The organism is Anaerovibrio sp. (assembly GCF_024697385.1).
Taxonomy (GTDB): Bacteria; Bacillota; Negativicutes; order Selenomonadales; family Selenomonadaceae; genus Anaerovibrio.
This window is the reverse complement of record NZ_JAILFV010000119.1, coordinates 1-25,879: the sequence shown is the minus strand read 5'-3', so window position 1 is coordinate 25,879 and position 25,879 is coordinate 1. Positions and strand designations below refer to the sequence as shown.

Here is a 25,879-nt window from a genome sequence, read left to right as displayed (position 1 = left end):
GCCATTGTTCAAATTTTTCTTCTTTAGAAGAAAAATCTTCCAATTAGCGTTTCAACGAGCTGGGAGATATGCTCGCCAGCTGTTGTAGTTTGTTTTCCCCCACCTAAAGAGGAAGGGGACATCTTAAAGCTCGTTATAGATAATCAGCCAGCGTTCCCGGAAGAATCTTTGAACCAACAGACAAGGACAAGCTGTATATGGTCTGGTATTCCATCAGCTTGGTAGCGAGCTGTGCCACATCTGTGCTGGCTACATCAGTAATGTCACTGGTGATGGATTCGTTTTGAGTAGTCAACATATCTGATGCTGCCGTATAAGCCTGTTGACGGGCTGCCATGGTAGTCTGTGCTCCTAATGCATGGGAATGTGCTGCATCACTTATAGTAAGTCCATCATTGGCCGCCCATTCATTATCTCCGGATTCAATCTTTGCTACGGCATACAGTAATTCGTTCAACATGGCTGTACCGGAGGCTACACTATTATCCTTATCAAAAATGTCACTGCCAAATACATCCTGACCAGTCTGGTTGACACTATCAGTTGCAGGATTAACCCCGCCGGTTCTCTTGACCATGGAAATATACTTGGCATCACCGCGGTATTCAACAATATACTGCTGAGTGACAGAAAATTTCAACGATACCTTTTCACCACCAACGGTAATATTAGCTTCAAAGGCATCTCCAGCTGCGTTAATAACACCATATTCATCAAAATACTTGCTTACATCGGTGCTTCCACCCCAGCTGGAAACCGTTCCAGCCTCATCGCCTGGAGCCACTTTGCTGCCATCCACTGCCTTATCCTTGTAGCCATTTTCCACAAAATCTTCAGTATAAACATTACCATTGGCCACATTCATATAATAGGTTTGTTTATCACTACCAGTAAGCTTTAACATCTGAGTCACTGTAGCATCATCATTTACATCATTAAAGAATGACGCCTGAGCTTCTCCGAGGGTCTTTGTCTCCCCCCGTGACTTCTTGCTACCCGAAATCTGAAATGGCATAGTGGTATCAGACTGGCCGGAAAACAGATACCTATCACCAATCTGTACATTCAAATCAGAAACTATTTCCTGAACCCCGGCCAAAAGCTCCTTAGCTATATCCTTCATGTCACTTTCATTATTGGTGGAATTGCCGGCAGCTACAACCTTTTCCTTAAAGGTATTCATCTGATCAGTTACATTTATCAGGGCAGAATCACTGTTCTTCATCCAGGAAACCGCCGTGGTAATATCATCCTGAAATTGCTCTACATTTTTTAGGGAATTCTGATATCTTAAGTATTTTGAATAGCCCACTGCATCATCTGAAGCCCGATGAAGTTTTTTTCCATCGCTCTGCTCAAAAAGCTTGGTATACTGCTCATAAGTACCGTTAAGCTGCTTCAGATAATTGTTGGACATCATTGTACTGCTTATACGCATAATCTATTACCCTGCCTTTCTTTTCACCCTTATCTGCCAACTACACCTGTACTGTTAATCAGCTTATCCAGCATCTCATCCATGGTCGTGAGGCAACGGGAGCAGGCTGCATAGCCCTGCTGATATGTAATCATATTGGTAAGCTCTTCATCCCAGTTGACCCCTGAAGTAGAGGTTCTGAGATTTTCAATCTGAGTCATAAGATCACTCTGGAAGTCTACCTTGTTGTTCATGTTCTCCGTAGATGATCCCAAGGTCGTCATACTGGCGTTGTAATAACTGTAAAAGGACTCATCTCCTATTGCACGGGTTGTGCCATTTACTACAGAACTAGTATTTGCCTTAACACAATTAAACAGTGTACTGATCCATACAGCATTGGAACCATCTGCTACGCCATTAACTACCCCATCATCTCCCATGGAACGGGTAGCCAGCAGCTTATGTCCGTCAGTACCAGTCAGCTTCTGATTAATTGTGAGTTCCTTGATAATCTGCATTCCACGATACGCTGTACCATTTTTTGTCATATGTAAATCATTGGTATCAGAGGTATCCCAGGCATAAGTTGCACCGTCCTCACCGTAAAAGTTACCACCTGAGGCTACAGTGCCACCAGTTTCTGAAAGGGTATATCCTGCTTTGTGCTGATCATTAAGTGTAGTAAGCAAAAACGCTGCCATATTGGCCAGCTTATCAATATATCCCTTGTCCTCAGCAACTGCCTGTAACTGTGCAAAAAGCTCACCATTCCCTGGATTAAACGGGGTATTTGCTTCCTTAATCTGGAGGGTATAATCACTTATACCATATACCTCATTATTCAATGGCTTAGATACCTCAATGGTGATTTTACTGGTTCCATTAACCAATGTGGTTCCATTGCACACAATATTATACATACCATTAGGTGTCTCAGAAATACTTGTATGCATGATCTTGGACAGTTGATCAACCAAAAGATCACGCTGGTCGCGCAAATCATTGGCAATAGAGCCATTAGCCTCAATTTCCATGATCTGTCCATTTAATGTAGTCAACTGATCTGTAATGCTGTTGACATTATCCACACTCAGAATAATTTCTTCATATACTGATTCAATCTGCTCCTGCACCTGGGTTGCAGTTGCATTTAGTGTCTCAGCAAAATTATAACCTGCATTTATAACATTCTGACGACTGGAAGCTGTACTGGCTGTAGTGGAGCAATCAACCCAGGACTGATAAAACTCCTCCATTGAAGCCTGTAAGCTATTATCATCTGAATCATTAAAGATAGTTTCCAGCTTGGAATAATTTTTTGCCTTTGCGTTATAGAAACCATCATTTGTATTCTCTTTCCAATATTGACGATCTGCATATATATCCCTGGCCCTGGCTATGCTGTTTACCGATACACCTGTACCAATCTGACTGGCATGAGCATAAGACCAGATAGTCTGTGAAGGGGTTGCTGCCGCATTTACCTGCTGACGGGAATACCCTTCAGTGCTTGAATTACTGATATTGTGACCTACTGTGTTTAGACCTACTCTATTGTTATGAATACCACTTACCATGGTATTGAGGCCTGCAAATGTACTCATCATAATATTTCTCGCTCCTATCTCGGAATCCTCAAATAAAAAACATCAGACTCCTGTATCAAACATCTTTTTGCCCTGAACAGGCATCCCACCGTTATCGCCCGGTGTTCCGTAGGTCACCCCTGCACTGGTCTGGGTCATTACATTGATGCTGTAATCGATAAATTTCGTATGTCTATCTAAATATTGCAGGTTGTTGTCATTAGTCATCTTAAGCTCCTGCAATAGTTTTTCCTGGCTTTCAATAAGTGTATTAATCACCTTTTTGTCTGGTGAATACGGGAGCTTGGCAAACCAGGAAGATAAGTTATCTTCACCATGCTCCGTCAAATAATCCATCTTTCTTTTTTCCAGCCCATTTATGTTGGCTATGACTGGTTCTATTGCAGTAGCCAGCTTCCTTGCTGCCAACGCATCTGTTTTAACCAGTTCTGCTTTTTGTGCTTTTGCCAGGTCCAACAACCTTCTGCACAACACCAGCTGCTGACGAAGTATATCGATGATATCCTTCATAATCACACCTCTAGGTCAAAATTTTTTTCATGAGTTACTTTTTCCTGTCCGCCACTCCCGTAGGACGGTTCCACTGAGGTGCCACCAAGTTGATTAAGCTTATAATTGATTGCCTCCAAAGCAGCAGAAATCATAATCTCATTATTTCCCTGGAGTTCCTGTGTGTTTTTTACCACATTCTCAAGTTGCTTGTGGGAACTCATAAGGCTGTCCCTCATCTGACCATCAGGGCACTGACCCCAAACATCACGCATTGTCATGTCAGGATTTATCTGGATATACTGCTTCGCCAGCTGACTGATAACCGCCTGGCGTTGCTTCTCTGTTTTATTTATTGTTGCAATGATAGCTTCTTCCTGATGAACCAGCTTCTCCAGCCCCTTCAGGTCAACAGCCGCCAAAACTGAGCGTTTTTCCCGTCCCAACTTTTCCAGCTTTTGATATTCAGCTATAAGGGTATTGATAACCTCGGCCAAATCCTGCCACATCGTGATACATCCCACCTTCCACGATTAAAATGCACTACCTGCAGTACACTTTAAAATCTGCACTGCATAATACTCTCAGCCAATTCTCTGCTGCTTACATGGTAATTGCCGGATGCAATCAGATTTTCCAGTTCTGTTACACGATCCTGCCGGATATCATCCATCTCATTCATCTTTTTTACCATTTCGCTGACATTCTGTCCCTGCTTGGAAATATGAATTTCATCTCTTTTTTCCATTTCCTGAACAGACTTGGCCGACTTGTTGGCATTCCCCTGATTAGCATAAATGCTGGCAATGCCCTGAAGATTATTGTTTATAATCATGGTTCTCACCACCTTTTCCTAATATTACATCCTTAATATTTTTCTGCAAAAGGAGACACTTCAAGTGTCTATTCCTCTTCCTACTATTTTATCGAAAAAAAATGCAGGGTCCTTAAACCCTGCAAAAAAATATCTTAAATATATATGTATTTTTTTTAAAATTCTTTCCCGGCATTATACATTGTATGGCTTCTGTCCACCTTGGTAGGCTGTACTTTTTTGGTATTCAGCTGGGATGCCTGCTTTGCCAAATCCTGGCTGCACTTCTCACAAAAACGGCCAGTAAATATCTCTGCCCCACAGCTCTCGCAGGCATAGGAAATATTCCCATTATTAACGAATCTTCCACTCCTGATCATGCGGAGTACGACTTTTTCCTTGACGCCTGTCTCCCTTACTATTTCATCCACGCTGCATTTATCGTGATCGCGGACATATGAATAGACAATCTGTTCCTGCTCCAGTTCCAGATCATAGCATCTAGGGCACACATTCTGTCCTACTTCTAAATATAATTTGCCACAATCAGGGCAATTTCTTAGCTTATTCATAAAAAACACCTCTACCTTTGATGAGCTCAAATCTAATGTAACATATCAAAATCCCGTTTCAATTTATTATATATGAAAATCCATACTGATTCAATATTCTATTTTCTCCCTGAGGCAATCACGACCCCAAGAATACTGGCTGCTCCTGCTTTTTTTAATTCTTTGCCACATTCAAAAAAAGTAGCTCCTGTAGTAAAAATATCGTCTGTAAGCAAAATATTTTTCCCCTTTATCCTGTGGACATAATCTTCTTGCAGGGCAAAAGCCCCCCTGACATTTTTTTGACGCTCTTCATATTTCAGGTTAAATTGCGGGATGGTATCCCTTACCCTTTTTAACACTTCTGAAAAGTCCATCTTGCGAGCAGAAACAGCTGGAGAAAAAAGCAATACGCCCTGATTAAACCCCCGGGCTTTCATTTTGGATTCATATAAAGGAACAGCTGTTATGAGCTCAGTATCCTCCATCTCCAATTTTTCCATTCCTTTTTTTGTAAAATACTGTACCGCCTTTATGGCACTTTTTTTCTTATTGTATTTCACATCTGCTATTAATTTTTTCAATATTCCGTCATATTCTCCCAGGCACCAGACGCCTTTGTCAAACACCCCGCCCAGATCTGACTCCAGTGGCAATTTTTGTACCTTCAAAAGCCTTGAAAGACAACTGTCACACCAATAACCATTATGCTCAACATAATTATTGCAGGCTGGACATTGGGGAGGAAACAACAAATTTAATAAAGCCTCCAGCATCATGCTTCTCCTATATCAAAGGTCTCTGGACAATCGTTCTGCCAAAAGAGTATATCTCCTCCTGGTCCGGTCATTGGATATGGCAGTATTTAACGCAGCCCTTGAGCCTATCAGTATAACCTTCTTTTTGGCCCGGGTAATGGCCGTATACAATAAATTGCGCTGCAGCATTATCCTGTGCCCGGGAACCAACGGCAAAATAACAACCGGATACTCACTGCCTTGGCTTTTATGCACGCTCATACAATAAGCAAGCTGTATTTCATTAAGCTCAGCCTTTTCGTAGGCAGCCAAAACATCATCGCCATAGCGAACAGTAACCTGTTCTTCTGTCATGTGTTCAATAAATCCAATATCTCCGTTAAAAACACCTTTGTCATAATTATTTTTCGTCTGCATCACCTTGTCTCCCAGGCGAAAACAACGAATACTGCTCACATACTCCGGTTTGTACGCTGCAGGAGGATTGAGAGCACTCTGAAGCCGCTTGTTGAGACTCTCTACGCCACAGCTCTGACGGTGCATAGGTGAAAGCACCTGGATATCCTCTGTCGGAGAAAATCCCAAGGCAGGAAGCGAATCCCGGCAAAGTGTGACAATTTTCTGTTCTGCTGCCTCAGGGTTATTAATTTCTATGAATTCAAAATCACTTTTATCCGCTGAAAATTGTGGCAGGCGTCCACTATTAATGGCATGAGCATTCATTACTATACTGCTGGCCTCACTTTGACGGTATACCTCGGACAAACACACACTGGGGATAACCCCACTGCGCAGAATATCCTTGAGCACAGAGCCCGGGCCAACTGCCGGAAGCTGATCAACATCGCCAACAAGAATCAAATGACATCCCGCCGGCACAGCCTCCAAAAAATGGCGCATCAATATTATATCCATCATAGATACCTCATCCAAAATAATAGCATCCGTTTCCAATGGATCATCAATATTTCTGCCAAAGGCGGCCCCATCTGTGGTACCCCCCTGTGCCTCCAGCATACGATGGATAGTAACAGCCTTGCGGCCGGTAGCTTCACTGAGCCTTTTGGCAGCCCGTCCTGTTGGAGCGCCCAGCATAACACTAAGCCCATAGCTTTCCAAAAGATCCAGCATGCCTCTCACTACAGTTGTTTTTCCTGTCCCCGGACCACCGGTAAGCACAAATATCCCATGTGTCAATACACACTGTATGGCTTCCCGCTGCCTCTCAGCAAGGGTAATCCCTGACGAAATTTCCCATTTTTTTATCTGGGCAGCTGCGTCACCGCCACTGACAGGGGCAGCCTGTTCCTGCAAAAAGAGCAGGTGCTCTGCTGTCTCGGTTTCTGCCTGGTACAAATACTCCGGATAGACAAGAACATTTCCGCCCACAACTTCCTGATCAAGGGTACCCTCTGCCAAATCACGCTTTAATGTATCCCATATTTTATCCCGGCTTACCCCTAGGGCTCTTTCCACTTCATCCACAAGAAGGCCCTCCGGAACACAGCAATGACCATATAGTGATATTCGCCGCAGCTGATATTCAAGAGCTGCGGAAATTCGCATCTCATCATCTGCCTGTAATCCAATTCCAGCCGCTATGGCATCAGCAGCTGAAAAGCCAATACCATCTATTTCCCTTGCCAGCCGGTAAGGATTTTTTTCCATAACCTCCACTGCAAAGGAACCGTACCGGGCATATATCTTTCCGGCATAAATCCCCGACACATTATGTTGTTCCAGCCATACCATAATCTGACGCAATTCGGCCTTTTCCATATATGATGTATGGATTTTGGCAGCTGTTTTTGCTCCAATACCAGCTATTTCCTTTAACCTGTTTGGGCTTTTCTCAATAATGTCCAAGGCCATACCACCAAATTTAGCCACGATGCGCTTGGCATTAACCGGTCCAATTCCATCTACAGCACCGGAAGCCAAAAATCGTTCAATGCCTTCAAGACTGGTAGGTGCTGCCACCAACATATGCTCTGCCTTAAATTGCTGGCCAAAACGGGGATGCTCTACCCAGGTGCCCTTAAGTTCAAGCTGTTGTCCCTGTAATGGTGGCTCCATCTGAACAGTAACCGTAGCAATCCCCCGTTGTCCCTCCAGGCGCAGCCTAAACACACTAAACCGGCCATCCTGACTGGCAAATATGATATTTTCCACTGTCCCCTGCAGTTCTTCCATGTATCAGGTTCCTCCGATCAGGCTTCCGTCAGTTGCGCCCACTTATCATACCATTCATCTAATTCCTTGGTCTTCGCCTCGTATTCATTGGCTATTTCAATACTTTTCCCCGGATCAGCCTGTACCTCAGGGCTGTTCATGGTCAACTCAAGGCATTTTAAATCCATTTCTATGGTGGCAATCTGTGCTTCAGCACGATGAATAAGCTGGTTGCGCTTATCATCACTCATGCTGAGTATCGCACCTCTTTTTGCCTGATCAGCCCTGCCGGCTCCGGCACCTTCATGTATTGCTGCCCCTTCAGGTTTGTTGTCCTTTTTCTTTGCAGCATCAGAATGTTCCTTGGCATCTGTGATACGCGCTTCGTTTTCTTCTGCTTTTTTTTCACGGTAATAGCTGTAATTTCCAATATACTCGTGAAGAGTTCCTTCAGAAAGCTCCAACACACAGTTGGCAACCTTATCCAAAAAATATCTGTCATGGGATACAGTAATATATGTCCCTGGGAAGGTTGACAAAGCTTCCTCCACTGCTTCCTTGGCAGGGATATCCAAATGATTGGTCGGCTCGTCCAAAACCAGGAAATTTGCTCCCGTGAGCATGAGCTTCAAAAATGCCAGTCTGGACTGCTCCCCACCGGACAAATCCCCAATAAGCCTAAATACATCATCACCATGGAACAAAAAGGCTCCCAAATATCGTCTGGCCTGCTGTTCGTCCAAACCATACTCGTAAAGCATTTCATCCAGCAGGCTGCGGTCCATATGGAGCCCCTCATGCTGCTGAGAAAAATAACCTATTTTTACCCTTGAACCAATCTTTAAACGGCCAGTAGGAGATTCCAGCTCCCCCACCAGCAATCTGAGCAAGGTTGTTTTACCGGCACCATTTGGTCCCACTACAGCTATCCCATCCCCCTTACGAATGAGGACATTGACATGTTCAAACAGTGTCCTGTCAGGGAATTTGTAAGAAATATCCTCCAATTCTGCCACTCTCTGAGCACAGTCAGATGGTGCATTAAAAGCAAAATAATTGAATGCCGCTGTTTCCGCCGGTTTGACTATGCGTTCCAGCCTGTTCAACTGGCTTTGACGGCCACGGGCCTGCTTGGACTTGATTCCGGCCTTGTACTTGCGGATATAATCTTCCGTTTTTTTGATATATTCCTGTTGCTTTTCATATGCAGTCAGCTGTGCCGCTCTTCTCTGCTCCCTGACCTTCATAAAATATGAATAGTTTCCCTCATAAACGGTAACAGTCTTATTGTCAATCTCAAAGATTCTATTGGTGACCCTGTCCAGGAAAAAACGGTCATGAGATATTATCAGTACGCCACCTGTATATGTCTGCAGGAACCCTTCCAGCCACTCGATCATGCTGATATCCAGATGATTTGTAGGTTCATCCAAAAACAAAAAATCAGGTTCCCTCAGTAATGCCTTGGCCAAACATACACGGGTCCGCTGACCACCCGAAAAATGTGCTACCTGTTTTGCCAGATCTTCTTCCGTAAAGCCAAGACCAAATGCCGTACGACGGATACTGCTTGCATAATCGTAGCCATCCAAATGCTCAAAGCGTTCCACCAGGCGTCCATATTGTTTTAACTTGTCAGCATCAGCATTTTCGGCTAATTCAGCTTCCATGGTCTCCTTGGCAGCCTTCAGTTTCATAACATCTGAGAAAACACTTTTTAATTCCTCATACAGGGTTCCATCGCTGTCCATATCAGCCTGTTGTTCAACATATCCAATGGTATCAGCTGAATCTATTGATATATTCCCCCGGTCATATTCCTCTTTGTTTAAAAGGCACTTCATTAAAGTGGATTTGCCGGCACCATTTGCCCCTACAAAGCCCACTTTTTCGCCACGCTTTATTTCAAAACTCACATCATTGAATAATTCTTCTGTTCCGAAAGCCTTGGAAAGGCCTGTCACCCTTATTGTGCCCACTCTATCTCTGCGGTCCTTTCTCTTAATTAAAATCCTTGCCTACATACACCACAGCTTCCATGGGGTCAGCCCCATCCATAATGGTACAAGGGAATGGCATCCCATAAAACCAATTGACATTTGACTCATCCGTAACAATGATCGTATGTTCACGGTCAGCTTTATTGCCGGTATCTACCCCGGTAACATTAAAGCCCTTACTCATGAGCTTATTAACCATTTTGGCACCTGCACCATTCACTCCACTGTCATTAATGACCAGCACGGAGATTTGGCCCGGTCCCTCAGCCTTGGTGGATTTTCTCTTATCTTCTTTCTTGGTTTCAGAAGCTTCCTTCTTATGCTCCTTATTCTCATCATCTTTTGTCTTATCTTCCTGCATCTGCTGGGTTATAGCACCATCCTTCAGGGCAACAATTCCCTTTGGCAGTGAAGCTTCATATTCCTTGTTTAACGCTTCAGCATTTTCTCTGGCATTATCATCCAGGACATTGCCCATCTCCTCGGCCACCATGGTACGAAGGGCCAGTATATCCGGCAGCCAATAGCTTACATCATCCAAAAATGCCGGTGTCCCCGGAATCATCACGGATTCCATTCCCTGCTCACGAATGTCAGGCAATAATTGGGCAATAGCCATCATCTCTGAAAGTGGCATATCTGTTTCCAAAGTCTTGCTGATAGCCTCAAGAATCCTTGGAATTTTTGGCAATACGGAAGGATGAAGCATTTTCGCCAGCACAGCCCTCATAAAATGCTGTTGCCTGCCAATGCGCCCGATATCCCCTTCACCGTCACGGAATCTCACATACTGAATGGCCTTCTCGCCTGTCATATGCTGCATTCCCGGATAAAGATCAATCACCAGTCCACCATTGTCATCCCATGGATCCTCGTAATACATGCGCTTTTCAACATCAATATCAATACCATCAAGAGCATCTATTATTTTTTCAAAACTCTTTACATCAATCAGGACATAGTAATCCACCGGAATCCCCAAAAGGTTCTCCACGGTACTTTTTGTAAGCTTATGACCCCCAAAGGCATAGGCGTGATTGATCTTGTCATACCCATTCCCCTCTATTTTCACACGGGTATCCCGGGGAACAGACATGAGCTCTGTCTTGCCAGTTTCCTTATTTACTGTCAGCATCATGAGGGTATCACTCCGCCCGACATCATCATTGCGGCTGTCCACGCCCATGATCATTATATGAAGCACATTCTCATTAGTTTCAAGTCCTGCTTCAGATACGACAGGCTGAACATCCTCATTGTCATAAAAATGTACAGCCAGACCAACTGCAGTAAAAAGGCAGATAACAGCCGCCAATATATATAGACGCGTGTAATTACGACGCGTTTTTCGCTTAATTCGCATTCTAATAGAGCCTCTTTTCAAAAATAAGTAATTTTTACCACATTTTTTTATTATAACGCAGTTATTAATATTTGCCCATATTTACGCAAAAATTCTTTGAATGGGGATTCATAAAAAAATGGGTTGCCACTCCAACCCATTTCAGATTATGTATATTCTATTCTTCTCTCCCTGAAATATACCGGCTTCAATCCTAGAAATTCTGCCAAATCAATGGCCATCGGGAAATTCATCCCCAGATTTTCAACCTTATGGGCATCAGAACCAATAGCAATATATTCGCCACCTAATTCCCTGTACCGCCTGTATATCGGCAGCAATGCCTCTGCCACAGTTTTGCTGTCAAGGCGGCGGGTATTCAGCTCCATGACCGTACCTGTATCCAGGACATTCATAATGACCAGATCAACCAAATCATGTAAGTCAGTATAATCAATTTCCTTGTCTTCATAAGGTGCATATCGGCATATATAATCGATATGTCCCAATATATCTATATATGGATTGGCCTTGACCATATCCGCCATGTTTTTCAGGTAGCAGGCGTAGGCCTCACGCTTCGTCTTGTTTTCATAATAATCCGGATAATATATATCCAGTTTATTAATGGCATGAATAGAGCCTATGACCTGGTCAAAGGGAACCTGCTTTATAAAGCGTTTGTTGGCCTCAATACTACCAGGAGTCAATCCAAGCTCAACCCCCAACAGCAATTTGTTACCCCTTAAGGGTTCATACTGCCGCCAATATTTTTGTGGATCAAAAACAAAATCCATATCCTTGTAATGTGGCGATTCCACATAATCAAAATCATAATGTTCGGTGAAGACCAGTCCAATCCCCAGCCTGTCAGCAGCCTGTACAGCATCTGTCGCCTTCATGTCCGAATCAGATGAGAATTCTGTGTGGGAATGACTATCATAAATCATATCACAGCTGCTCCTTTGCATGTTTTAATGCCAAGGATAACTGATCAGGACAAGAGGTGGCCTTAGCCCCACAACGGATGCCTTCAACACGGCTTATAACCTCATCTATATCCATCCCCTCCACCAGCTTGCTGATGCCCTGGAGATTACCATTACAACCGCCAATCACCCGCAAATTATGAAGTTTATTGTCCTCAATATCAAATTTCATCATACGGGAGCATACTCCCTGAGGTGCATATTCAAAAGAACTCATAATTTATTCCCTACCCTTTCATATTAATCTGATGCCGGCAGGCCAAATCATACTTGCCTGTGTTACACCATATTTACTGTCACCATTGCATCGGCCAGGAGAGCAAATTCCTTTAGAGTAAAGGTTTCTCCCCGTCGGCCACTGTCTATACCACTTTCAGAAAGAGCCAAATCAATGGCTTCCTTCCTAAATCCTGCCCCCTTCATCGCATTGGAAATGGTTTTCCGACGCTGGCCAAAGGCGGCTTTTACAACCTTAAAAAACATTTTTTCATCTTTTACTTCCACGGCGGGTGTCTCACGAACATCACAGACTATGACCACAGAATCCACTTCCGGTGCAGGTATAAAGGAACGCGGGGGAACATCAAAGGCAATATGTGGCCTTGTATAATACTGAACCGCAACAGAAAGCGCCCCGTAGGCTTTTGTTCCCGGCTTGGCAATCATCCGCAGTGCTACTTCCTTCTGTACCATAGTAGCTAATATGCTAATAGGTAAATGCTGCTCCAGCAGTGCCATCAGAATCGGTGTCGTAATGTAATACGGCAGATTTGCCGCTACCTTGAAGGGTGCATTCCCCATAAGCTCCGGAATATCCACCTTTAGGATATCGCCTGGAACAATCTGCACATTATCATAACCGGCCAGAGTTTCTGCCAACACTGCAGGCAGCTTTTTATCCAGTTCTACTGCAGTCACAGCTGCTCCTGATTCTGCCAGCCCCTGAGTCAAAGTACCAATACCAGGACCGATTTCCAAAATCTTATCTCCCGGTCCGGCCCCAACGGCATCCACAATTCCACGGACAATATTGGCATCCACCAAAAAATTTTGCCCCAATCGTTTACTTGCACGCAGATTAAAGGCCTTCATGATATGGCGCGTAACACCGGGATTGGCAATAGTGGCATGCATGCCACCCAGCTTCAGCCTGTTGTCATTATTAATTTCTTCATTGATATCGCTATCAAGATTGAAGCTCATTGATATTTTCCTCCTCAGCCAGTGCCGCCTCGAATTCTTCCTTTGAAACGCCATAATGATTCAATCTCTTCAAGAAGGTCTTGGCATTGGCATATCCAATCCCCAACCTCGCACCCATACGAGCCCTTTTATCACTGGCGCCAGGACCACCGCTGATTCCGGCCCGCAGCAGGTCAGATCCGGTAAAGTTGTTGCTCGGTTCCCAATCCAAAGTACGAACCTTTTCCAGTGCTTTCCGTATGGATTCCGGTGATGCCTGTTCAATTCCAATATCATTATTTGCGGTGGCCTCATCCACAGGGACAAAGGCATGCTTGGCTTTCGGGCAACGACGGGTAACATATTTGCGGATACGCTCTCCCGCACTGTCAGGATCAGTCAGTATAATGATTCCCCGTTTTTTATATGCTTTCTCTATGGAATCCAGACAAGCCGGCTTCAGATTAAATCCTTCTGTAATGATACAATCTGCCTCCACAGCCTTGTTAATTGCCACTACATCCATCTTGCCTTCTACAACCAATACTTCTTTTATCATAATAACCTCAATCTATAAATCATATATACGCCTTTACTGCCGCGTATACATCCTCATGTATCTCCTCAACACTGCGCGGTCTGCCATTGGTACTGCATATTATTTTTTGCCAGCCATATTTATCCGCCACCCAGTTATAGGCCGAGTGACAACGGTGCAGATATTCCTTGTCCATTTCATGAATATCTCTTTTTCTATCCTTATTCTGTGCAGCACGCTCCTTAATCAGTCTGTCACTGACATCCGGATCCATATCCAGATATACCACAACATCAGGAATTGGTAATTTTAATTTACCAAATTCAAAATCCCACAGCCAGGAAAGAAATTCCTCGCGACGAACCTGGTCCTGAATCTTCACTGCTTGATGGACCATATTGGAGGTAGTGTACCTATCAGCCAATATAACATTCCCAGCTTCATAGGCCCCTTTCCACTTTAAATGAAAGGAGGCGTATCTGTCCACAGCAAAAAATGCAGAAGCGCCATAGGCATCCACATCATCTGCATGCTGCCCGAATTGTCCACCCAAATACATCTTGACCAAGGCTGATGAATCAGAACCATAATCCGGGTATTCCACTTTCATAACATTATATCCATCTTTTTGCAAATGGTCCAGCAGTGCCTTGGTCTGTGTTGCCTTACCTGAACCATCCCCGGCCTCTATTGTAATCAGTTTTCCCTTACCCAATCCTGGTAACCTCCAAAATTCTCATATTTAACTTGACAGCACATATTCAAAAAATATGCACGGACTGATATTTTTGAGCGTCTCTCATCAGATTATTTCTTAATAACTCTTATATATTCCAGTGCACTGTCTTCAGGGCCAACTACCCTCAGGTGTTGTTCCTGTTGCTTGCGCACAGCTTCTATCAAAGCAGCAGAGATAATTTCCCCGGGGCATAACACCGGAACCCCGGGAGGGTAAAAAGCCACTGTTTCAGCCGAAACACAGCCGACGGCTTCATCAAATCGCATTCTTTCCCCTGTGCCGAAAAAAGCATCTCTGGGTGATATTGCCATGTTATTGGGGCGAAACAGTACATCAGGGGGTGGCTGTAATGGCATCAGGGGCATGCCATGGTCCCTGGCAAGACATTGTAAGACTTCCAATAATCTGCTCACGGTCTCTTCGGTATCAGCCATGGATATAATAAACACCATATTGTAATTATCAGACAACTCACATTGAACTTTATACTGATGCCTGAGAATATCTTCTGCCTCATACCCGTGAACCCCAAGCCCAGTGAGATTGACTACAATCCGAGTCCGGTCCAGGGCGAAGGTATTGGTTTTGTCAATGATTTCTTCGCCTACACAATATAATCCTGATATATTGTTTATTTCTTTCCTAAGCCAGTCAGCCATGTCCACTGCTTTTTTCAACCGTTCCTGTCCCTCTTCTGCCATTTGCAGTCTAGCTATATCCAGAGATGCCAGCAAGAGCTGGTTAGGGCTTGTTGTCTGGAGCAGGGATGCTGCCTTCCGGATTTTTGCCTTTAATACCATGCTGCTCCCGATATGCAGCATGGAAGTCTGTGTAAGACTCCCCAAAACCTTGTGAGTACTTTGCGCTACAACATCCGCCCCCAGGTCAAGAGCCTGTTTGGGCATACCGGATATGGATGCAGCAAATTTCAAGTGTGCCCCGTGAGCCTCATCCACCAAAAGCAGCATATTCTTTCCATGCAGCAAATCAGCAATCTCTCCCAGATTGCCAGCCATCCCATAATAGGTTGGATACACGGCAATCAGGGCTTTTGCCTCCGGATATTTTTCGATGGCAGATTGCACTGTCTCCACACTGAGACAGCCTGCAATACCGATAGGTTCAATAATTTCAGGCTGTAGATATACAGGAACAGCCCCTGCTAATATCAATCCACCAATAATTGACCGATGGGCATTGCGGGGAACCAGCACCTGATCACCGGGGCTCAAGGTCCCGAGAATCATTGCCTGAATGGCACTGGTTGTGCCATTTATCATAAACAGCGTATCCGATGCACCCCAAAGCTCTGCTGCCAATTCCTCGGCTGCTTTTATACATCCCTGGGGATCATGCAGGTCATCCAGTTCTTCCATAAGGGAAACCTCCTGCCGCAAACCATCCCTGGTAATCAGTTTTGACAGCAGAGGGTGAGCTCCCAGCCCCTGTTTGTGTCCGGGAGTATGAAAAGCAAGAGCGCCGTCCCTTGCATATTTTTCCATTGCATCAGAAACCGGCGCCACATTTTGATTAATTTTCAATATATTCTTTCTCATTACTTTACCTTGGTTGAGGGTATGGCATCTTAATATGTATCTTCGTACCCTTGTTAGGCTCGGAAATTACTGACAGATTAGCACCAATGAGCTTGGCCCGCTCCTCCATTCCAATAACGCCAAACCGGCCTTCACCAGATGGATTATGCCGCTCCTCTGCCAACCTATCTACATCAAATCCTTTCCCGGTATCAGCCACCAAAATAGCCAGGGAATCATTCGTATACAAAAGCCTTACATTCGCAGCATCAACCTCAGCATGATGCTGCACATTGGTTAAGGCCTCCTGTATAATCCTGAAAATAGTAACCTCAACATGATTATCAAATTTATATTCCTTACCATCAATCTGAAGCTCAACCTTTAATATCTTGCGGTCTTCCAGCTTTCTTACCAGCTGTTTAATAGCCGGAATCAATCCCAGATCATCCAAAGTCATCGGGCGCATATCAAAGATAATTTGCCTGATATGCTCCAGGCAGGTACGCAGCTGACGGCGTAGTTCCTGCAGGTTTTCCTTTGCAGCATCAGGATGTGTATCCACAAAGCGCTCACAAATAGATGCCTGATAAATGAGATTGACCAGTTCCTGAGCCGGACCATCATGTATTTCCCTAGATACGCGCAATCTCTCATTTTCCTGCGCCCTAATAATCTGAATGCCCAAAAATTTATTTTTGGAGGCAATCTCCATTTGCGTAACTACATCACTAAGCTGTGATGTAAGGTAGCCAATAACAGACCCCAGCTTCATGGCAAGTGACTCCGCCATTCGCATGGTCTTTTCCAGATTATACAGCCGTATCTCCAACCGGTCCCGCTGACGCCTGGTTTGATATTCCTTTTCCTTGACAGTTGCAAGCTGAACCTGAACAGTCTTAACTGCCTCATAGCTGGCACGAATACGCTCTTCGGAATAATTGGAAAAATTACTGCTGACCTGAACCAGCTTCTGTTTTTCTTTTTGCTCCTGCCGCACCAGTTCATCCACTTCATCCTGAAGTCTTCTTGTCTGATCCTTCAGATCCTTCAATAATACCCTTGTGGATTCAACATCCGCCTTAGTATTGTCATATATCTCAAAAATCTGGCCCTTGCTGCCATCCATGGCTGCTATGGTCTGTTTGAATGCGTCTTGTAGCAGGCGTTCCTCTTGAGCGTCATCCTTATCTAACAAATCTATATTCATTATTGTAACGCTCCTTATTTACTTATTATCAAAACCTAACCTAATTTATCATATCAATACAAAGTTTTTTTGGCAATAAGATTATGGTACCAAAAATGAATTTTCTCATATTTAATATTATACATATAAAATTTATCACTTGCATTTATTATAAAATACTATTAAAATTTTATTCAGTTATGACTATTTTTAACAAGGAGAGTTCTACAGACATATGAGCATTTTTGACAGATTTTTACCAAAAAGAAAACCAGTTGAAATAAAAAACAACATTCCAAAAGAGAAGGAAAATCTCCGGAAAACCTTTGGTGTGTACTGCAATAAACATCATGGCACCAAAAGCGGCAAATTATGCCCGAAGTGCACCGCTCTGCTGGCTACTGTAATGACAAAAATCAATCGCTGTCCGTATGGTATTACCAAGCCAATCTGTGACAGGTGTGAAATTCAGTGCTTTGGGGAAAAGCAGACCAAGGAATTCATGGAGATAATGAAATCCTCCGGCACAGGAATGTTCCTCAGGCATCCAATCATGGCATTCAAGCATAAAATGGCCAGTCTGAGTGTTGATTACTCCAAAAACGAAATGGAGAAGCGCCAACGGGAAAAGGAAAAGGCCAAGGAAAAAAATGCCAAGGAAAAAGCAAAAGCCAGGGAAAAGGCTGAAAAAAACAAATAATGCCAAAATGCAAAAGGGACCCTTGAAGTGGTCCCTTTTTTATTTACTCAAAATATTTACCACGGGTTCCAATTAAGCGCACAAACTTTTCTGCGACATATTACCCATGCTTAATGCAAAAAACGTCCCCCTTGAAAATCCAAGGGGGACGTTCCCGAACACCTTATTTGTAATTGGTAGGTAATACCTGGAAATGGTCACGAGGATGTGCACAAACAGGGCACACCTCCGGAGCTTCTTCCCCGGTGCATACATAACCGCAGTTTGAACACTGCCAAATAACCTTCTCGTTCTTCTTGAATACCTTATCCTGCTCAACATTAATCAGCAGAATCTTGTAACGCTCCTCATGCTCCTTTTCAATTGCAGCAACTGCCTCAAACAGTGCAGCAATCTTATCAAAGCCCTCTTCCTTTGCTACCTTGGCAAATTCAGGATACATGGAAGTCCATTCTTCGTTCTCACCGGCAGCGGCAGCCTTAAGATTCTCAGCAGTGGAACCTATCTTTCCGCCATTAACCAGCTTAAACCAAATTTTTGCATGCTCCTTTTCGTTCTTGGAGGTTTCAGTAAAAATATTCTGAATCTGAACATAGCCATCCTTCTTGGCCTGTGATGCAAAATACTGATACTTGGTATGAGCCTGAGACTCGCCGGCAAATGCCGCCCACAAATTTTGTTCTGTTTTACTACCCTTTAATTCCAAAATAACGCCCCCTTAATATCACACACAAAACATAAACACACAACTACACACATATACCAGATACTGAATATCTAGTAGGTGTAGTATATCATTTTTGAAGTGCTATGTAAATATCGGCCAGGCCCTTACACTGCAGGTTAAAACTGACTACCCCACCACCATCATCGCTCTCACCAGACACCTTTGCACAATTTATTCTCAGCCCATATATGTTGATTTCATCGAAGAAAAAAGGATACTGCTAAAATATACAGTACCCTTAATTGATGGTTATAACGCCATTGTTCAAATTTTTCTTCTTTAGAAGAAAAATCTTCCAATTAGCGTTTCAACGAGCTGGGAGATATGCTCGCCAGCTGTTGTAGTTTGTTTTCCCCCACCTAGAGAGGAAGGGGACATCTTAAAGCTCGTTATTACATATTTTTGACCGGTATCGGCCCACGGCTCAAGGCTATTGCCCCAGTCCTTGCTATTTCTATAATCTGGAACTCTGCCAGCATCTCACAGATAGCGTTGATTTTCCCCTGTGAACCTGTGATTTCTATGACCACATTCTCCGGGCTGACATCCACTATATTACCACGGAATATATCAACAATATTCCTTATATCCGCCAGGGAATCCTTGGAAGCACGAACCTTAAGCAAAACCAGTTCACGGACAATCGAATCCACCAGTCCTAAATTGACTATTTTGATTACATCAATCAATTTCCCCAACTGATTGACTACCTGCTCCAGCTCGCGGTCATTCTCTACGGACACCTCAATGTTTATCCTGGTAATATCTGCATCCTCCGTATATCCTGCAGATATACTTTCTATATTAAATGCCCGGCGGCTGATCAGTCCGGAAACATGGGTCAAAACACCAGGTTTATTATCTACCAATACAGCTAAAATATATTTTTTCACTCTTCAGTACCTCCCAACACCATATTGTCCAGCTGTGCCCCAGGTGCCACCATAGGGAACACGTTCTCATTGGCCGGCAACATGACATCTATGAGCATCGGGCCCTTGGAAGCAAGAGCTTTTTTCAGCCTGGCCTTAAGTTCCTTTGGCTTTTCTATGCGGCAGGCACTAAGCCCCATCGCTTCGGCCAGTTTAACAAAATCAGTACGATTGGACAACAAGGTATGAGAATATCTTTTTCCATAAAACATTCGCTGCCATTGTGATACCATGCCCAATACATGATTGTGCAAAAGGACTATCTTGACATCTATACCATTATCTGCCGCTGTTGCCATTTCCTGACAATTCATCATCACTGAACCGTCACCGGTAAACAGAACTACCTTCTTTTCAGGCTGTCCCAATTTGGCTCCCAGAGCTGCCGGCAGGCCATATCCCATGGTTCCCAGTCCACCTGAAGTAAGGAACTGTCTTGGGTTGCGGCTGTTAAAGAACTGGGCAGCCCACATCTGATGCTGTCCTACATCAGTAACCACTATGGTGTTTTCATCCACCAGACCGCTAACAGTATCAATCAGTTCCTGTGGCATAATATAATCCTTATTGACAGTATAACTAAATGGGTACTTCTTATTCATGTCCAGTACCTGGTCCACCCAGCCACTGATTCTTTCCCTGCAGGATGCACTGACCGCCTGTATCTCTTTGGCAAAAATAGGTAATGACCATCTCAGATCACCAATAACCGGATAATGGGCATATACATTTTTATTGATTTCCGCTTTATCCACCTCGAAATGGGCAATCTTGGCCTTTGATGCAAAGGCCTCAATCTTGCCGGTAACGCGATCATCAAAACGAACGCCTATGCCTATCAGCAAATCGCATTTCTGTACTGCCATATTTGCAGCATACGATCCATGCATACCGACCATTCCCAAAAATCCATCCTGCAATGCCGGAATACATCCCAGCCCCATGAGGGAGCTGACTACAGGAATACCGGTAGCAGCCACTATCTTCCTGAGAAGCTCTGTCTGGTCGGCCAGAGTAACACCACCGCCAATGAAAAACAGTGGTCTCTTGGCCTTTTTTAACGCCTTAACCACAGTATCAATCTGCTTTTTGTCCCCTGTAAAATCTCCGGAATAACCACGCAGTTGCACTTGCTTTGGATATTTGAAATCCAGCTCTGCAGTAAAAACATCCTTTGCTATATCAATTACAACCGGACCTGGACGACCGGTACGGGCAATAAAAAACGCCTCTTTGATTACTCTTGGTAATTCAGAAACTTTTTTGACTAGGTAATTATGTTTCGTAATCGGGGTAGTAATGCCAACAATATCGGCTTCCTGGAATGAATCCTTACCAATGTACGGATTCCCCACCTGCCCGGTAAAACATACCAATGGAATGGAATCCATGTTGGCAGTGGCGATTCCAGTAATCAGGTTGGTAGCTCCCGGACCTGATGTAGCAAAACACACCCCAACCTTTCCGGTCGCCCGTGCATATCCATCTGCAGCATGCACAGCTCCCTGTTCATGACGGGATAATACATGGGGAAACTTTGCCTTATACACAGCATCATATAAATCCAAAACTGCTCCGCCAGGATACCCAAACACCAAATCCACATTTTCTATTTTCAGACTTTCCAGTACAGCCTGTGCCCCATTCATCCGCACAGAAAACTCCCCCTTATATCGTATAATTGAACAACGCCTTCACAGCTCAAATCAGGAATGCACTGTCAACATATACACAAAATGGTTTATCGGTTACTTATTATACAATAGTGTTTACATAATTTTCAATAAATATTCTGTCAATTTTACACAAAACAGGTTTTATGAAAATTAATGTAGTTAAAATTAAGTACATTTTTCTTTTCTTTGTGGACTTTGCATTATTTTACAGAAAGTAGCAAAATTGGGATAATGGCGTTATAATTTAGCACATCAATAATTGTTTTTAAAGGAGTAACTATGAACACCTTAACTGTATTAATCGGTTCTGTGATTTTATTGGGCTGTGGCTACAAGTTTTACGGCCAATGGCTGGCCCATCACTTTGATATGGAAAACAGTGGGGAGCTCACTCCTGCCCACAAATATCAGGATGGCCTTGATTATATGCCTGCAAAATCCCATATATTGTTCGGTCATCATTTTTCCTCCATTGCCGGAGCAGGTGCTATTACAGGCCCAATCCTGGCCGCCTGTTTTGGTTGGCTCCCTGCAGTGTTCTGGATTATCCTGGGGGGGATTTTTTTCGGTGGGCCACAGGATATGGGAGCTTTGGCTGCCTCCATAAGATATAAGGGGCATTCTCTTGGAGAAATTTTATCTGTCAGAGTCAGCCCCCGTACAAAAATCCTGTTTTTCTGTTTTGCGTGCTGCGCCTTATTGCTGCTCATGGCATCACTTATATCCATAATAGCTGACACCTTTGCTGCCACATATACTTCCAGTGGTGCTATCAACATGGCAGCCAGTAACACCGGGGCTTCATTAGCCACAATATCTGTTTTTATTACTGCATCAGCCATAATTTTGGGTATTATTGACAAACGCTTCCAACCAACAAGGATAAGTGCTGCTCTCATTGGCATCCTTTTCATCATCCTGTCCATAATCCTGGGGATGAAATTTCATTCCCTGTACCTGTCACATACTACTTGGATTGTACTTCTCATGACTTATATTGCCATAACATCAGTGACACCGGTAAATCTGCTATTACAGCCCCGGGACTATCTGTGTTCTTTCCTTCTGTACACGGTCCTTCTGATTGCCGGCCTGGGAATCCTAATAACCCACCCTGAAATAAACCCTTCTGTATTACCGGCTTTTTCCGGATTCACTGTGAATACCGCTAATGGGGTACAATATCTTTTCCCTGTGCTTTTTACCACCATAGCCTGTGGGGCCATATCGGGCTTTCACGCACTTATAGCTTCCGGCACCACTGCAAAACAGCTTGACAAAAAAATCGATGCAAAGCCCGTAGCCTATGGCGGTATGCTTCTGGAAAGTCTGTTGGCCATTGTAACAATCTGTATTATTTCCTGTGCCATGACCACCGGCCATACAAAAAACATCACCGATATCTTTGCCGGAGGCATTGCAGTAATGGTTTCTTCCATACCTTATTTGGCTGCTTACCAGACAGTTATTTACACTATACTGGCCCTGACCTATTCAACTCTCTGCCTGACTTCCCTTGATACCTGCACCCGACTGACACGATTATTGATCCAGGAAATCGCTGTAACATGTGAAAATTCACAATATCAGATTCCTAAATTTTTCAAAAATCTAATGACAAGTTCCTATTTTTCTAATATAATTGTTGTCATACTTGCCGGAATGCTTAGTGCCATTGGATTTCAAAAGATTTGGAGCCTATTGGGCGCTTCCAGTCAGCTCCTGTCCTGTCTATGCCTGTTAGCAATATGTTCATGGTTAATGAATATAGGAAAAACCATAAAAGCATTGTTGATTCCCATGCTCTTCATGAGCACCGTGACTTTAGCTGCATTATTGCTGACAATAATAACTCAGGTGAGCGTCATCATGACTGCTGCCAGTAGTTGGGAAGCATATGCACAGGTGGGAATCAGCAGTCTACTGATGGCAGTGGCTGTTACTGTAGGTATTGATGGCATCAAGGCATTATGCGGGAGTATCCCGCAAAAAAAATAAGGTTGTGTTTTTATCTGAAGTAAATAGGCGTATAATTCATGCGTTAAAAGCAGAAGATAAGTACCAATAATACAATAGGTGAATTCGACCGGAATTCAGTGGAAGTGTAAGACTCCCGTTGAATAAGTCTCATTGTGTGAAATGGAGGTGTTGGTTTATGCCAACAAAAGCTTATGTCCTTTGCTTATCTGCAATTTTTATGGCCATTATATGTGTAGCCACCATGATAATCCAAATCCCAATCCCCTTGGGATATGCCCATCTTGGTGACTGTGTCATTCTGCTTTCAGCCATGTGTCTGGACACATCACATGCCGTACTGGTCTCTGCTGTAGGGTCCATGCTGGCAGATTTCTTTACAGGCTTCGCCATCTGGTGTATTCCGACCCTGGTCATAAAAGGTATTATGGCTTTAATTGCAGCCTATATGTTTACTCACGACAAGATTATAACTGGAGGCATCGCGGCCCTTGTCTTTATGACCTTTGGCTATACTGCTGCAGGAGCCCTGCTCTATGACAGCCTGGAAGCCGGACTGGCCTCCACCCCGGGATTGTTGTTAAAATCAGCGCTGAATTTGGTAATATTTATTTTTCTTTCTAAACATATACCTGCATTTTTAAAATTAAAACGGTAAAAAATAAATCTATACTGAGGGAATGGACCTGAAGCTGGTTCATTCCTTTTTTGTGTAATGATTTCTGAAAATGCTGTTAAACATTCTTGATAAAGCAAGCATATCTAATTGTTATAATTTCTTTACTTTGGTAAAATAAAGATATGAAAAAATATCTTTAGGAGGTATGAGGGGTTTCCTTACTAAAAAATAATAAGCTTCGTAAGAATTTGGAGGGGTTTACATGAAGGTATACACTACTGACAAGATTCGTAATGTGGTTTTATTAGGTCATGGAGGCTGTGGCAAAACAACATTGACTGAAGCTATGGCCTGCTTAAGTGGGGCTATATCCAGGCCTGGCCGCGTGGAGGATGGTTCAACGATTTCAGATTGCGACAAGGAAGAAATCCGCAGAAAAATTTCCATATCCACGTCCATAGTACCGGTAGAATGGACAGACTTTAAAATCAACATACTGGACACACCAGGTTTTTTTGATTTTGCCGGTGAGGTTAACGAGGCAATGAGCGTTGCTGACGGTGCCATTATCGTGGTATCCGGCAAGGCAGGTGTTGAGGCAGGTACTGAAAGAGCCTGGGAACTTTGTGAGAAATATCATCTGCCAAGAATATTCTTTATAACTGACATGGATATCGATTCCGTTTCATACAGACAGGTTCTGGATGACCTGAATGCAATGTTCGGAAAGAAAATAGCTCCGTTTAACATGCCACTCCGTGAAGATGAAAAGCTTGCCGGATACATAAATGTCATTCAGAAAAAAGCTTTCAGATATCAGGGGGAAGAGGCAGTTGAAGAATCAATACCTGATTACTCCCTTGAATATCTCAACCAATATAATGATTCCCTGATGGAAGCTGTAGCAGAAACCTCCGAGGAGTTTTTGGACCGTTATCTTGCAGGGGATACATTCTCCGAAGCAGAAATACGCGCCGCGGTTAGAAGTGCAATTTCTGATGGTTCGATTATTCCTGTTGAATCCGGATCCGGCTCTACTCAGCGAGGGGTATACACTCTCCTGGACGATATTGTAAAATACATGCCTTCAGCAGACAATCGTCAGATGTCAGGTATCAATACCCAAACCAATGAAATTTTCGAGGCAAATTTTGATATTTTAAAACCGAAAACGGCATTTGTCTTTAAGACCATAGCCGATCCATTCATTGGCTATTACAGCCTGATAAAAATCCGCTCCGGCGTGGTGAAGGCCGACGACATGATGTATAATGTCCGCACCGCCTCCGAGGGAAAAATAGGCAAGCTTTATGTCCTGCGGGGCAATAAAGCCATAGAGGTTCCTGAATTACATGCCGGTGATTTGGGAGCACTGGCAAAACAGACTTCCATAAAGACCGGTGATACACTTTCCACCAAGACCAACCCGGTAATGTATCCTAAGATGGACCTGCCTGTACCATATACATATCTCAGATGGAAACCGGCCAAAAAAAGCGATGTAGACAAAATTGCCATGGCCATGGCGAAAATAGCGGCAGAGGATCAGACCTTCAGATTCGAAAGGGATGCTGCCAATCGCCAATCCCTGATATATGGCATGGGTGATATGCACCTTGAAATCATTCAGTCAAAGCTGCTTAATGAATACAAGGCTGAAATAAAGGTGGAGCGGCCAAAAATTGCATTCCGTGAAACTATCAAAAAGAGCTCTGATGTAGAATACAAGTATAAAAAACAAACAGGTGGCCATGGTCAATACGGGCATGTAAAAATCCGTTTCAAGCCTTCCGGCACCACTGATCCATATATTTTTGCCGAGGAAGTTGTTGGTGGAGCAGTACCGAAAAACTTTTTCCCTGCTGTAGAAAAAGGTCTTGCCACTTCCTGTGAAAAGGGGCCTTTGGCCGGATTCCCGGTAGT

At 43.7% G+C, this 25,879-nt stretch carries 24 protein-coding genes and 1 pseudogene; 4 read left to right on the top strand and 21 right to left on the bottom strand.

Translation table 11 applies throughout. The features are described 5' to 3' along the window. Positions 1-133 precede the first annotated feature (133 nt). The 18 genes and pseudogenes from flgL to K6C05_RS06485 all read right to left on the bottom strand — a co-directional run bounded on the left by flgL (position 134) and on the right by K6C05_RS06485 (position 17,346). Positions 134-1,438 (bottom strand): flagellar hook-associated protein FlgL, encoded by a 1,305-nt coding sequence (gene flgL / locus K6C05_RS06565; protein ID WP_296732747.1) that lies wholly within the window; start codon positions 1,436-1,438, stop codon positions 134-136. Positions 1,439-1,467: 29 nt separating this feature from the next. Then, positions 1,468-3,027, bottom strand: coding sequence for a flagellar hook-associated protein FlgK (gene flgK / locus K6C05_RS06560; RefSeq protein ID WP_296732745.1), 1,560 nt, complete (start codon positions 3,025-3,027; stop codon positions 1,468-1,470). A gap of 42 nt (positions 3,028-3,069) precedes the next feature. After that, positions 3,070-3,537: a flagellar protein FlgN gene (locus K6C05_RS06555; protein WP_296732742.1), complete on the bottom strand. Its 468-nt coding sequence runs from the start codon at positions 3,535-3,537 to the stop codon at positions 3,070-3,072. A 2-nt stretch (positions 3,538-3,539) separates the two neighbouring features. Beyond that, a complete protein-coding gene (locus tag K6C05_RS06550) occupies positions 3,540-4,025 on the bottom strand; it encodes a flagellar protein FlgN (RefSeq protein ID WP_296732740.1) in 486 nt (161 codons plus the stop codon). A 50-nt stretch (positions 4,026-4,075) separates the two neighbouring features. Next, positions 4,076-4,351, bottom strand: a complete 276-nt coding sequence (flgM, locus tag K6C05_RS06545) for a flagellar biosynthesis anti-sigma factor FlgM (RefSeq protein WP_296732738.1) — start codon at positions 4,349-4,351, stop codon at positions 4,076-4,078. Positions 4,352-4,506: 155 nt separating this feature from the next. Then, positions 4,507-4,902 carry a flagellar protein gene (locus K6C05_RS06540; protein ID WP_296732735.1) on the bottom strand — a complete coding sequence of 132 codons (396 nt, stop codon included), beginning with the start codon at positions 4,900-4,902 and terminating at the stop codon, positions 4,507-4,509. A gap of 98 nt (positions 4,903-5,000) precedes the next feature. Next, positions 5,001-5,537 (bottom strand): ComF family protein, encoded by a 537-nt coding sequence (locus K6C05_RS06535; protein WP_296732733.1) that lies wholly within the window; start codon positions 5,535-5,537, stop codon positions 5,001-5,003. A gap of 24 nt (positions 5,538-5,561) precedes the next feature. Next, positions 5,562-5,657 (bottom strand): annotated as a pseudogene (locus K6C05_RS11025) (double zinc ribbon domain-containing protein); the annotation flags it as partial. Between the two features lie 15 nt (positions 5,658-5,672). Next, a complete protein-coding gene (locus K6C05_RS06530; protein WP_296732731.1) occupies positions 5,673-7,832 on the bottom strand; it encodes an ATP-dependent RecD-like DNA helicase in 2,160 nt (719 codons plus the stop codon). A 17-nt stretch (positions 7,833-7,849) separates the two neighbouring features. After that, positions 7,850-9,790, bottom strand: coding sequence for an ABC-F family ATP-binding cassette domain-containing protein (locus K6C05_RS06525; protein ID WP_296732728.1), 1,941 nt, complete (start codon positions 9,788-9,790; stop codon positions 7,850-7,852). Positions 9,791-9,812: 22 nt separating this feature from the next. Next, positions 9,813-11,174 carry an LCP family protein gene (locus tag K6C05_RS06520; protein ID WP_296732727.1) on the bottom strand — a complete coding sequence of 454 codons (1,362 nt, stop codon included), beginning with the start codon at positions 11,172-11,174 and terminating at the stop codon, positions 9,813-9,815. Between the two features lie 146 nt (positions 11,175-11,320). Beyond that, positions 11,321-12,103 (bottom strand): histidinol-phosphatase HisJ family protein, encoded by a 783-nt coding sequence (locus K6C05_RS06515; RefSeq protein WP_296732723.1) that lies wholly within the window; start codon positions 12,101-12,103, stop codon positions 11,321-11,323. A 1-nt stretch (position 12,104) separates the two neighbouring features. Continuing rightward, complete coding sequence (locus tag K6C05_RS06510) at positions 12,105-12,359, bottom strand: TIGR03905 family TSCPD domain-containing protein (RefSeq protein ID WP_296732722.1); 255 nt, start codon at positions 12,357-12,359, stop codon at positions 12,105-12,107. A 62-nt stretch (positions 12,360-12,421) separates the two neighbouring features. Continuing rightward, positions 12,422-13,276 carry a 16S rRNA (adenine(1518)-N(6)/adenine(1519)-N(6))-dimethyltransferase RsmA gene (gene rsmA, locus K6C05_RS06505; protein ID WP_296732749.1) on the bottom strand — a complete coding sequence of 285 codons (855 nt, stop codon included), beginning with the start codon at positions 13,274-13,276 and terminating at the stop codon, positions 12,422-12,424. A gap of 52 nt (positions 13,277-13,328) precedes the next feature. Beyond that, on the bottom strand, positions 13,329-13,883 hold the full coding sequence (gene rnmV, locus K6C05_RS06500) for a ribonuclease M5 (protein WP_296732719.1): 555 nt from the start codon (positions 13,881-13,883) through the stop codon (positions 13,329-13,331). A 19-nt stretch (positions 13,884-13,902) separates the two neighbouring features. Further along, positions 13,903-14,577, bottom strand: coding sequence for a deoxynucleoside kinase (locus K6C05_RS06495; protein WP_296732717.1), 675 nt, complete (start codon positions 14,575-14,577; stop codon positions 13,903-13,905). Positions 14,578-14,669: 92 nt separating this feature from the next. Continuing rightward, positions 14,670-16,142 (bottom strand): aminotransferase class I/II-fold pyridoxal phosphate-dependent enzyme, encoded by a 1,473-nt coding sequence (locus tag K6C05_RS06490; protein ID WP_363317171.1) that lies wholly within the window; start codon positions 16,140-16,142, stop codon positions 14,670-14,672. Positions 16,143-16,161: 19 nt separating this feature from the next. Then, on the bottom strand, positions 16,162-17,346 hold the full coding sequence (locus tag K6C05_RS06485; RefSeq protein WP_296732713.1) for a sensor histidine kinase: 1,185 nt from the start codon (positions 17,344-17,346) through the stop codon (positions 16,162-16,164). A gap of 214 nt (positions 17,347-17,560) precedes the next feature. On the opposite strand from K6C05_RS06485, the gene K6C05_RS06480 reads away from it, so the two are divergent. Then, entirely contained in the window at positions 17,561-18,025 is a 465-nt protein-coding gene (locus K6C05_RS06480; protein WP_296732711.1) for a nitrous oxide-stimulated promoter family protein, read from the top strand. A gap of 163 nt (positions 18,026-18,188) precedes the next feature. Here the strand turns inward: K6C05_RS06480 and rbr are convergent, their stop codons facing one another. The 3 genes from rbr to ilvB all read right to left on the bottom strand — a co-directional run bounded on the left by rbr (position 18,189) and on the right by ilvB (position 21,339). Beyond that, on the bottom strand, positions 18,189-18,731 hold the full coding sequence (rbr, locus tag K6C05_RS06475; RefSeq protein ID WP_296732709.1) for a rubrerythrin: 543 nt from the start codon (positions 18,729-18,731) through the stop codon (positions 18,189-18,191). Positions 18,732-19,144: 413 nt separating this feature from the next. Then, complete coding sequence (ilvN, locus tag K6C05_RS06470) at positions 19,145-19,645, bottom strand: acetolactate synthase small subunit (RefSeq protein ID WP_296732707.1); 501 nt, start codon at positions 19,643-19,645, stop codon at positions 19,145-19,147. Next, positions 19,642-21,339, bottom strand: a complete 1,698-nt coding sequence (ilvB, locus tag K6C05_RS06465) for a biosynthetic-type acetolactate synthase large subunit (protein WP_296732706.1) — start codon at positions 21,337-21,339, stop codon at positions 19,642-19,644. The genes ilvN and ilvB overlap by 4 nt, the downstream gene beginning before the upstream one ends. Before the next feature lie 300 nt (positions 21,340-21,639). Here ilvB and K6C05_RS06460 point away from each other — a divergent pair, with 300 nt between their 5' ends. From K6C05_RS06460 to fusA, 3 genes are all read left to right on the top strand, one after another. Then, entirely contained in the window at positions 21,640-23,358 is a 1,719-nt protein-coding gene (locus K6C05_RS06460) for a carbon starvation CstA family protein (RefSeq protein WP_296732704.1), read from the top strand. A 157-nt stretch (positions 23,359-23,515) separates the two neighbouring features. After that, a complete protein-coding gene (locus K6C05_RS06455; RefSeq protein WP_296732703.1) occupies positions 23,516-23,995 on the top strand; it encodes an ECF transporter S component in 480 nt (159 codons plus the stop codon). 223 nt (positions 23,996-24,218) lie between these two features. After that, positions 24,219-25,879: elongation factor G (fusA, locus tag K6C05_RS06450; protein WP_296732700.1), on the top strand; the 1,661-nt coding region annotated here is incomplete at its 3' end.

Excerpts from the sequence above, each read along its gene's own strand:
- flgL (WP_296732747.1), bottom strand. The coding sequence starts at position 1,438 with ATGCGTATAAGCAGTACAATGATGTCCAACAATTATCTGAAGCAGCTT.
- flgK (WP_296732745.1), bottom strand. The coding sequence starts at position 3,027 with ATGATGAGTACATTTGCAGGCCTCAATACCATGGTAAGTGGTATTCAT.
- K6C05_RS06555 (WP_296732742.1), bottom strand. The coding sequence starts at position 3,537 with ATGAAGGATATCATCGATATACTTCGTCAGCAGCTGGTGTTGTGCAGA.
- K6C05_RS06550 (WP_296732740.1), bottom strand. The coding sequence starts at position 4,025 with ATGTGGCAGGATTTGGCCGAGGTTATCAATACCCTTATAGCTGAATAT.
- flgM (WP_296732738.1), bottom strand. The coding sequence starts at position 4,351 with ATGATTATAAACAATAATCTTCAGGGCATTGCCAGCATTTATGCTAAT.
- K6C05_RS06540 (WP_296732735.1), bottom strand. The coding sequence starts at position 4,902 with ATGAATAAGCTAAGAAATTGCCCTGATTGTGGCAAATTATATTTAGAA.
- K6C05_RS06530 (WP_296732731.1), bottom strand. The coding sequence starts at position 7,832 with ATGGAAGAACTGCAGGGGACAGTGGAAAATATCATATTTGCCAGTCAG.
- K6C05_RS06520 (WP_296732727.1), bottom strand. The coding sequence starts at position 11,174 with ATGCGAATTAAGCGAAAAACGCGTCGTAATTACACGCGTCTATATATA.
- K6C05_RS06515 (WP_296732723.1), bottom strand. The coding sequence starts at position 12,103 with ATGATTTATGATAGTCATTCCCACACAGAATTCTCATCTGATTCGGAC.
- K6C05_RS06510 (WP_296732722.1), bottom strand. The coding sequence starts at position 12,359 with ATGAGTTCTTTTGAATATGCACCTCAGGGAGTATGCTCCCGTATGATG.
- rsmA (WP_296732749.1), bottom strand. The coding sequence starts at position 13,276 with ATGCATGCCACTATTGCCAATCCCGGTGTTACGCGCCATATCATGAAG.
- rnmV (WP_296732719.1), bottom strand. The coding sequence starts at position 13,883 with ATGATAAAAGAAGTATTGGTTGTAGAAGGCAAGATGGATGTAGTGGCA.
- K6C05_RS06485 (WP_296732713.1), bottom strand. The coding sequence starts at position 17,346 with ATGAATATAGATTTGTTAGATAAGGATGACGCTCAAGAGGAACGCCTG.
- K6C05_RS06480 (WP_296732711.1), top strand. The coding sequence starts at position 17,561 with ATGAGCATTTTTGACAGATTTTTACCAAAAAGAAAACCAGTTGAAATA.
- K6C05_RS06460 (WP_296732704.1), top strand. The coding sequence starts at position 21,640 with ATGAACACCTTAACTGTATTAATCGGTTCTGTGATTTTATTGGGCTGT.
- K6C05_RS06455 (WP_296732703.1), top strand. The coding sequence starts at position 23,516 with ATGCCAACAAAAGCTTATGTCCTTTGCTTATCTGCAATTTTTATGGCC.